This window comes from Streptomyces hainanensis (assembly GCF_004348415.1).
GTDB lineage: Bacteria > Actinomycetota > Actinomycetes > Streptomycetales > Streptomycetaceae > Streptomyces > Streptomyces hainanensis.
Map to the genome: position 1 here is coordinate 1 of NZ_SMKI01000349.1, position 8,439 is coordinate 8,439.

5 protein-coding genes are annotated in these 8,439 nt (G+C 75.5%); all 5 read right to left on the minus strand.

What is annotated here, in order from left to right; genetic code table 11:
* Nucleotides 1-3: 3 nt before the first annotated feature.
* Nucleotides 4-1,011 carry an NAD-dependent epimerase/dehydratase family protein gene (locus E1283_RS26445; RefSeq protein WP_132820664.1) on the minus strand — a complete coding sequence of 336 codons (1,008 nt, stop codon included), beginning with the start codon at nt 1,009-1,011 and terminating at the stop codon, nt 4-6.
* The gene (locus E1283_RS26450) at nt 1,008-2,429 is read right to left on the minus strand and encodes an NDP-hexose 2,3-dehydratase family protein (RefSeq protein WP_132820665.1); all 1,422 of its coding nucleotides are present in this window, start codon (nt 2,427-2,429) and stop codon (nt 1,008-1,010) included. Before E1283_RS26450 ends, E1283_RS26445 begins: the two co-directional genes overlap by 4 nt.
* Entirely contained in the window at nt 2,426-3,919 is a 1,494-nt protein-coding gene (locus E1283_RS26455) for an FAD-dependent monooxygenase (protein WP_132820666.1), read from the minus strand. Before E1283_RS26455 ends, E1283_RS26450 begins: the two co-directional genes overlap by 4 nt.
* 32 nt (nt 3,920-3,951) lie before the next feature.
* On the minus strand, nt 3,952-5,205 hold the full coding sequence (locus tag E1283_RS26460; RefSeq protein ID WP_132820667.1) for a class I SAM-dependent methyltransferase: 1,254 nt from the start codon (nt 5,203-5,205) through the stop codon (nt 3,952-3,954).
* 161 nt (nt 5,206-5,366) lie between these two features.
* Nucleotides 5,367-8,420 (minus strand): ATP-binding protein, encoded by a 3,054-nt coding sequence (locus E1283_RS26465; protein WP_132820668.1) that lies wholly within the window; start codon nt 8,418-8,420, stop codon nt 5,367-5,369.
* Between the last annotated feature and the right edge of the window lie 19 nt (nt 8,421-8,439).

Consider the following 8,439-nt stretch of genomic DNA (forward strand, 5'->3'; position numbering starts at 1 on the left):
GAGTCACGGGGCGGCGGGGGCCGCCCGTCGGACGAGGGCGGCGACGCCACGGTCGACGCCCTCGCGCAGCGGGACCCGCGCGCGCCACCCGGTGGCCTTCGCGAAGGGCTCGGGGTCGATGTACACGGGGAGGAAGTCGGTCAGCACCGCCGCGTCCGGCGGCTCGACGGTGACCACCGGGACCGGTGGCCGGCCGGTGGCCTCGGCCACCGCGTCGGCGACGGTGCGGAAGACCGCGCCGAGCCGCGCGTGGCGCCCGGTGCCGATCATCCAGTGCCGCCCGCGCAGCGCGTCCGGGTGGTCGGTCGCGGCCAGGAAGGCGCGGCCGACGTCCTCGACGAAGGTGATGTCGCGCACCACCGAGCCGTCGTGCCACATCGTCAGCGGCCGCCCGGCCAGCGCCAGGCGCGCCATCGTCATCACGACACCGGGGTCGGGGACCTCGGAGAGCGGGCTCTGGCCGAAGACCGTGGCGAGCCGGAGGCTGACGCCGCGCACGGCGCCGGCCCGGTCGGCGGCCTTCAACAGCTCCTCGGCCGCCAGCTTCTGCCGGTCGTAGGCGGTCTGGGGGTGGTCGGGCTCCGTGCCGTCCATCGGACGCTCCGGGGTGCGGCCGATCTGGGTGCAGGCGCCGGCGAACACCACGACCGGCGGCGGGCGTCCACCGGCCCCCGGCCGGTCGGCCAGCGCGTCGAGGACGGCACGCATCACGCCGACGTTGACCCGCTCGGTGGCGGCCGGCTCGGACTCGGGCAGCCGCCAGTCGCCGGCGTGCTTGGCCAGGTGCAGCACCACGTCGGCGTCGCCGACGGCCCGGGTGACGGCGGCCGGCTCGGTGAGGTCGGCGGCGAGCGGCTCGACGTCGGCCACCGCGCCCCCGGGGACGGGGACGGCGCGCCTGGCCACCGGGCGCAGCCGCACCGGGCGCCGGGCGAGCAGGCCGGTCAGCACCGAGCCGAGGTAGCCGGAGGCCCCCAGCACGGCGACGGTCGGGCGACGGGCGGCGCTCATGCCGGCCCCCCCTCGCCGGCCGCCAGCGCCACGCACGCCGCCAGCAGGGTCCTCGCCTGCACGGTGACGTAGTGGCTGTGCCGCACCAGTTCGCCGAGCTGGTGGAGCGTCATCCAGCGGAGGTCCGGATGGCCGGGCAGCGTCCGGTCGGCGTCCGGCGCCAGCTCGACGATCCGGTACCGGGTGCGGGTGTGGAAGAACCGGCCGCCCTCCTCCGACAGCGTGGTGTCGTAGCGCACCCGCTCGGGGGCGGCGTCGAGCACCGTGCCGAGGAGGGGAGGCCGCTCGTCGACCGGGTCGTCGGGCACGCACTGCACGGTCGGGCCCAGCTCCGCCACGTCCGCGAGACCCGGTTCGGCGCGGAGCGCCACCAGCACGTGGAGGACGCCCCCGAGCCGGCTCGCGACGAAGGCGCTCAGGCCGACGCTCCTGGCGGCGACCATGGGCTGGTCCCAGCGGCCGACCTCCCGGCCGCCGGCCTCCACCCGGACCCCGATCACGTCGAAGTGCCGGCCGTCCACATGGGTCAGGGACCGCCCGTCGGACCGCCACTCCGGCAACTCGTCGAGCGGCACCCGGCGCACCTCGACGTCGGTGCGGCTGCGCACGTCGGTGATCCAGCTCAGCAGCTCGGTCATCGAGTGCCGCGCCGGCCGGAGACCGCCCCAGGAGCGCAGCACCGAGCGCGCCGGCTCGTCCCGGTCGAGCGCCAGCGGGGCCGGCAGCACGTCGAGCAGCGGCAGGCAGGCGAGCACCGAGCGGGCGTCCATGTTGACCAGGTCGTCGACCGTCAGCAGGGCGGCGAGCTGCTCGACGGTCAGCCAGTGGAAGCCGTCGAGCACCGGCACCGGCTCGTCGACCGCCACGATCATGTTGCGGTTGCGCTTCCGCAGGAACCAGCCGCCCTGCTCGGACTGTCGCACGTCGGCGACCGTCCGGCTCCCGTGGCGCCCCCTGAAGTACTCCAGGTACGGCACCGGCCGACCGCCGTGCACCCGGGTGTAGTTGCTCCGGGTGGCCTGCACGGTCGGCGAGACCTGGATCCCGTTGACGTTGCCCGGCTCGGCCTTGAGCTGCATCAGGAAGTGCGGCGTCCCGTCGACCAGGCGCAGCAGGATGCCGAGGATCCCGATCTCCGGCTGGACGATGACGGGCTGCCGCCAGCTGCGGGGCTCCCCGGCGTCGGCGCCGGTGTCGAAGGCGACGGTCGCCTCGATGCCCTCGACGGTGAAGAACCGGCCGCTCACGTGGCGCAGGGCGCCGGTGCCCGGGACCGTGTGCCACTGGGCGAGTTCGTCCAACGGCACCCGCTCGGCGCGGGTGTAGACCGAGCGGCGGGTGGCGTCGAGCAGGTCGAGGAACTCCGTCAGTCCGGCGGTGGCCGCCGCCCGGTCGAGTTGGCGCGAGGTGCTGCTCATGTCGACGGGGTCCCCGGGGTGCCGAACCACCGGCCGAGCGCCTCGGCGAGACCGTCCTGGCCGCCGGGCGCGGCCCACACCACGTGGCCGTCGGGGCGCACGAGCAGCGCCTCGGTGCCCTTGAGCGCGCCCTCGGCCAGGGTGTCGTCCACGGCGGCGGTGACCACGTCGACCCGCCCGGCGAAGCCGGCGGCCACGGCGCGGAGTTCGGCGTCGTCGGCGATGTCGAACAGCACCCCGCGCCCGCCGTGCAGCGCCTCGAAGGTGCTGGCGGCGCCGGCCACCCCGGTCAGCGGGAGCGGCGGTATCCGCCGGCCGAGCAGCGGGTGCCCGCCCGCGCCGACGTCGTAGCGCACGTCTAACCCGCTGACCATGCCGACGAGATGGCGGCCGACCTCCTCGTACGCCAGCAGCTCCGCGAACATCGCGCGCAGCGGCTCCACCTCGGGTCCGCCGAGGTAGAGGGTGCCCTGGACCGAGGTGTTCGTCAGCACCCGGGCGCCGACGGGGTGCCGCTCCTCGTGGTAGCTGTCGAGCAGCCCCCCGGGGGCCCGGCCGAGGACGGTGGCGGCCAGCTTCCAGCCGAGGTTGGCCGCGTCCTGCACGCCGACGCTCAGGCCCTGCCCGCCGGCCGGCAGGAAGACGTGGGCCGCGTCGCCGGCCAGCAGCACCCGGCCCCTGCGGTACTCGGTCGCCTGCCGGGCGGCGTCGCCGAAGGCGCTGACCCAGACGGGTTCGCCGCCCGAGATGTCCTCGCCGGTGAGCCGCCGCCACGCCGCCGCCACCTCGGCGAAGTCGACCGGCTCGGTGCGCTCGGTGGGCACCACGCCGTGCTCGCAGGCGATGATCCGGTCGACGCCGGGCGCCAACGGGGCGTTCATCGCCATGCCGTTGGGCAGCCGCATCCCGGTGAAGCGGGGCGGCAGGTCGCAGCCCCGCACGTCGGCCAGGTACATCTCGCGGGTCGAGGCGCTGCCCTCGAAGGCGAAGCCGCCGAGGCGCCGCACCGTGCTCTGCCCGCCGTCGCAGCCGACCAGCCAGCCGGCGGTCAGCTCCACCGTGCCCTCGGGGCCGCGGGCGGTCACCCGCACCCGCCCGTCGCCCTCGGCCGCGCCCTCGTCGAGCGCGACGATCTCGTGGCCGCGCAGGAACCGCGCCCCCGACTCGGTGGCCCAGTCGGTGAGCACCCGCTCCACCTGCGCCTGCTGGATCCCGCGGGCGCCGAAGTTGCCGCCCGGCAGCACCCCGAAGTCCAGGGGCAGGCCGCCGAAGTGGCCCATCGGGCTGGTCTCCAGGGCGCCGAACCTGGGCAGCAGCCCCCGCTGGTCGAAGACCTCCATGGCCCGGGTGGTGAAGCCGAGCCCCCGGGACTGGCCCGTCGGCTCGGCGAGCCGCTCCACGACGAGCACGCCGACTCCCGCGGCGCGCAGTTCGCCGGCCAACATCAGGCCGGTCGGACCGGCGCCCACGATGATGACGTCGCTGTCCATTCTTTCCGCCCTCTCCAACCTTCGGGTGCCCGCTACTTACCGTCGTAGATCTCGAGTTCCGGGAGGGGGAAAACCAGCTTTCCGCCGCCGGCCAGGAATTCCTGTTCCCTTTCGATGAAACCGTCGCGGAAGATCCAGGGCAGGACCAGCAGTTGGTCCGGCTTCTGTTCCTTGGCCGCCTCCTCGGAGACGATCGGAATCCTTGTTCCCGGCGTGAGACAGCCGTCCTTCTCGGCGTTGACCTCGCCGATGCAGGGCAGGTCGTCCGCGGTGATCCCGCAGTACTGGAGCAGCACGTTGCCCTTGGTCGAGGCGCCGTAGCCGAGCGTCGTGAGACCCGCGGCCTTCGAGGCGTCGAGGAACGCGCGCAGCTCCGTGCGGTGCTTCTCGATCCGCGCGGCGAACGCCTCGAACGGGACCATGGTGTCCAGCTGGAGCTCGGCCTCCCGGGCGCGCAGCTCGTCGAGCCCGGCCTCGTCCACCGGGAAGTCGCTGGTGTCCCTGGCCAGCACCGTGCACAGGCTGCCGCCGTAGACGTCGGTGATCCTCGCGGAGACCACCTTCAGCCCGGCCCGCTCCGCCATGTACTCCAGCTGCGCGAGGGCGTAGAACTCCAGGTGCTCCTGGCAGATGTTGTCGTAGCAGTTGGTCTCGAGCATGGTCGGCAGGTAGCTGTGCTCGATCATCCAGACGCCGTCGTCGGCCAGCACGGAACGGACGTCGCGCATGAAGGCGATCGGGTCCGGCAGGTCGTAGAACATGGCGATGGAGGTGACGATCCTCGCCCGGCGCTCCCCGAGCCTGGCGCGGAACGCGTCGGCCGAGAAGAAGTCGACGATCAGCTCGGCGCCCTCGGGGTACCGCTCGCGGAACTTCTCCGCCGAGGGGTCGCAGCCCACCAGCTGGAGCCCGTCGACCTCGTACTGGCGCAGCAGCGTCGCGTCGTTGCTGCCGATGTCCAGCACCAGGTCGCCGGCGGCGACCGGCACCAGGGAGGTCACGTCCGCGACCTTCCCCCGCAGGTGGTTGATCATGAACGGCCTGATGCTGGAGCGGTAGCCGTAGCGCTCGCCGTACATCACCGACAGGTCGACGTCGTGGCGCAGCTGGACCAGGCCGCAGCCGGGCGGCACGCACTTCACGAGTTCGAGGGGGGCGACCAGGTCCTCCTCGTCCGTGGCGCGCGGAAACACCCCGGTGAGTGCCTGCACGCCGAGATCGAGGATCGTCCGGAGTTCCTGATTACCGCAGACGCGGCAGCCGCTTATCTTCGTGTAATTCAGCATCCATCCCCCAGCCAAGCGCTTGTGCGCGGTGTGAGTTGGGGCTGCCGCAACGCGTCGTGCAATGCGCTGATTGACGGCAATCACCTGCGGCGAAGCTAACACCGGAATTGACGGTTTAACGGAGACTGAAGGATAAGTTCACAAAGCCCTGACGGCCCGCGTCAGCGTTCCCAGCGCACCGGCTCGCGGGGGCCGTAGCGGCAGACCGAGCCGGTGGCCAGGGACTCCCGCAGATGGCGCGCCAGGGCCGGATGGCGCCGGTCGAGACGGCGCAGCGCGTTGCGGATGCGTTCGGTGACGGCCTTCCTGGTGCGCTCGGCCTGGTCGCCGAGCCGGCGCGAGCGGCCGCGCAGGCCGGTGGCCCGCCGCACCTCGTCGATCAACACGGCACGCTCACGGTCGAGTTCGGCGGCCCGCCGGTCGTCGCCGCGTTCCAGCGCCGCCTCGATGTCGCCGTCGAGCCGGGTGAGCCTGGCCCGGTAGGCGGCCTTGGCCCGCTCGTCGAGCACCGGGTCGGCGCCGAGCAGGCCGGCCTCGCGCGCCGGCGCCCCGCCCTCGGCCGCCAGCAGCTCGACGGCCGGGATCTCCCCGCCCGGCCGGTCGAGGAGCCGCCGGATGTCGTGCAGCCCCTTCGCGTCCGGCAGATGCGCGGTGACCCCGGCGAAGGTCAGCGTCCACACCTGGCCGTCGAACCGGAACACGTTCGGCGCGGCCGGCCGCTCCGCCTCGGCCGGGCCACCCCGCGCGGCGACCGCCTCGGCCAGCGCCCGCCGCACCCGGGCCGCCCACGGCGCCGCGCCCATCGCCTCCGCCGCCCGCTCGGCCGCGGTGAGTCCGGCCACGGCGGCCGGCAGGTCGCCGTCGGCCGCGTCGAGCAGCGCCGTCCAGTAGTCGACCGGGCCGTCGATCGAGGAGCCGAACATCGTCAGCCAGCCGCCGGCCAGCGGCGCCAACGCGGCCCGCACCTCGGCCCGTTCCGCCGCGTCGCCGTCGGCCGCCGCCAGTTGGGCGCGCAGCCGCAGCCACAGCGGCTCGAACCAGCGGGACGGCCGCCCGCCGGCGACGCCGAGCCGCGTCAGGTGGTGGCGGGCCGCCGCGACGTCGCCCCGCTCGGCGGCCGTCACGCCGAGCAGCAGGTCGGCGTGGGGCGGGCCGACCGAGGCCACCAACGCGTCCGCCGCGTCGAACCGGCCCCGCGCCACCTCCAGCATCCACCGCTGCTGGTGCAGCATCGTGGCCGTGTCGCCGCGCGCGCCCGCGTCGCCCCGCCGCTCGCGCTCGTCGCCCTCGGCCCGCTCCAGCGCGCTCCGCGCCGCCTCGAACCGGCCGTCCAGGGCGGCGAAGGCCACCTCGCTCCACAGCACGGTGGCCAGCGCCCCGGCGTCCTGGCCGGCCGCGGCCAGCGCCGAGCGCTGCTCGGCCCGGCCGGCCGGATCGCCACGCTCCAGGAGCGCCATCGCCCGCAGCAGCGAGGCGAGCAGTGCCACGGAGCGGTCGCCGCAGCGCGTCGCCACGACGGCCAACTCCTCCGCCACCGCCTGCCGTTCGGCGGCCGTCCCGGGGGCCCAGAGCGCGTCGTGCCGGGTCATCAACGCGTCCTGCAACGCCTCGTCGTCGCCCACCTCGCGCGCCATCTCCGCGGCCCGCGCGGTGAGTTCACGCTCCCGCTCCAGGTCGGAGCCGGCCGTGCCGCCTGGGCCGAAGACCGCCGCGTACGCCTCGTTCACCAGCTCCGTGGTCAACCGCTCCACCTCGGGAGGGTGCGCCATCCACACGGCGCGCCGCAGCCGGAACGCGGCCCGGGTCAGCAACTCGCCGTCGCCCAGCCCCCGGGCGACGACCGCCGCCTCCTGGAACGTCCGCAGCGCGGCGGCCTCGTCCCCGCCGTGGTGGAGCGCCGAGCCCAGGTCGAGCGCCACCGTCGCCCACCGCCGGCCGTCCGCCCGCGGGATCAGGGACAGCGCGCGGCCCAGGTGCACGCCCGCCTCCCCCGAGGCCATCCGGTTCCACGCCTCGGCCGCCGCCGCCCGCAGCGTGCCGACCACGGCCGGGCCGGCGAGCCGGGACACCCCCCGGTAGGCATGGCGCGCCGCCTCGCCCGGCGCGGCCCGGGCCGCGCACTCCGGCAGCGCCGCCAACGCCCGGGCCGCCGCGGCGTGCCAGCCCGCGGCCTCGTCCTCTGCCAGGCCCGCGTAGAGCGTCTCGCGCACCAGGTCGTGCACGAAGCCGAGCCGCTCGGGACCCCCGCGCGGCACCACGAGCCGGGCCGCCACCGCCTCCCCGAGCAGCGCCGCCACCGCGCGCTCGGACCGGCCGGTCATCTCGGCCAGCACCTCGCGGTCGAACTCGGGCCCCAGCGCCGAGGCGGCGGCCAGCAGCCCCGACACCTCGGCCGGTAGCAGCCGCAGCCGTTGCCCGACCGCCTCCCGCACGCCGGGCGGGATCAGGTCGACCGCGCCGGTGCTCCGCCACAGCCTGGCGGTCTGCTCCACGAAGAACGGGTTGCCGCCGGTCCTCCTGTGCACCTCGGCCGCCGTCGCGGCGGACGGCTCCCGGCCGGCGGTGCGGGCCAGCAGGGCGCGCACCTCGTCGGGGCCGAGCGCGGTCAGCGTCACCGGCGTCGCCTTCGACAGCAGCGGCGCGAGCAGCGGACCCAGCGGGTGTCCGGCCGCCTCCACCTCCACGTCCCGGTAGACCCCGACCACCAGCAGCCGTTCGAACCAGGCGTGCCGGGTGACGAACTCCAGCAGCTCGACCGAGGCGGGATCGGCCCACTGCAGGTCGTCGAGGACCACCACCACCGGATGCCGGCGGGCCGCCGTCACCAGCAGCGTGCTCAGCGCGTCCCGCAGCCCGAAGCCCTGCCCGTCCCGGGCCGCGGGCCCCGCCCCCGACTCGCCGAGCAGCGGGCCCAGTTCCGGGCCGGCCTCGCGCCGCGCCTCGGCCCACGCCTCGGCCGCCATGGTCCGGCGGAGCCCGCGCAGCACCTGGGTCCAGGGCCAGTGGGCCGGCGCGTCGGCGCGGTCCCAACAGGTCCCGGTGGCCACCAGCGCCCCGCTCCGCTCGGCGTCCGCCGCGGCCTGGGCCACCAGCACCGTCTTGCCGATCCCGGCCTCCCCGGTCACCAGCACGAGACCGCCGTGGCTGCTCGACGTGCGGGCCACCGCCGCGTCCAGCACCGCCGCGGGATGGGCGCGGCCGACGAGCGCTGCCACCTCGCCTCCCCCTCTCCCC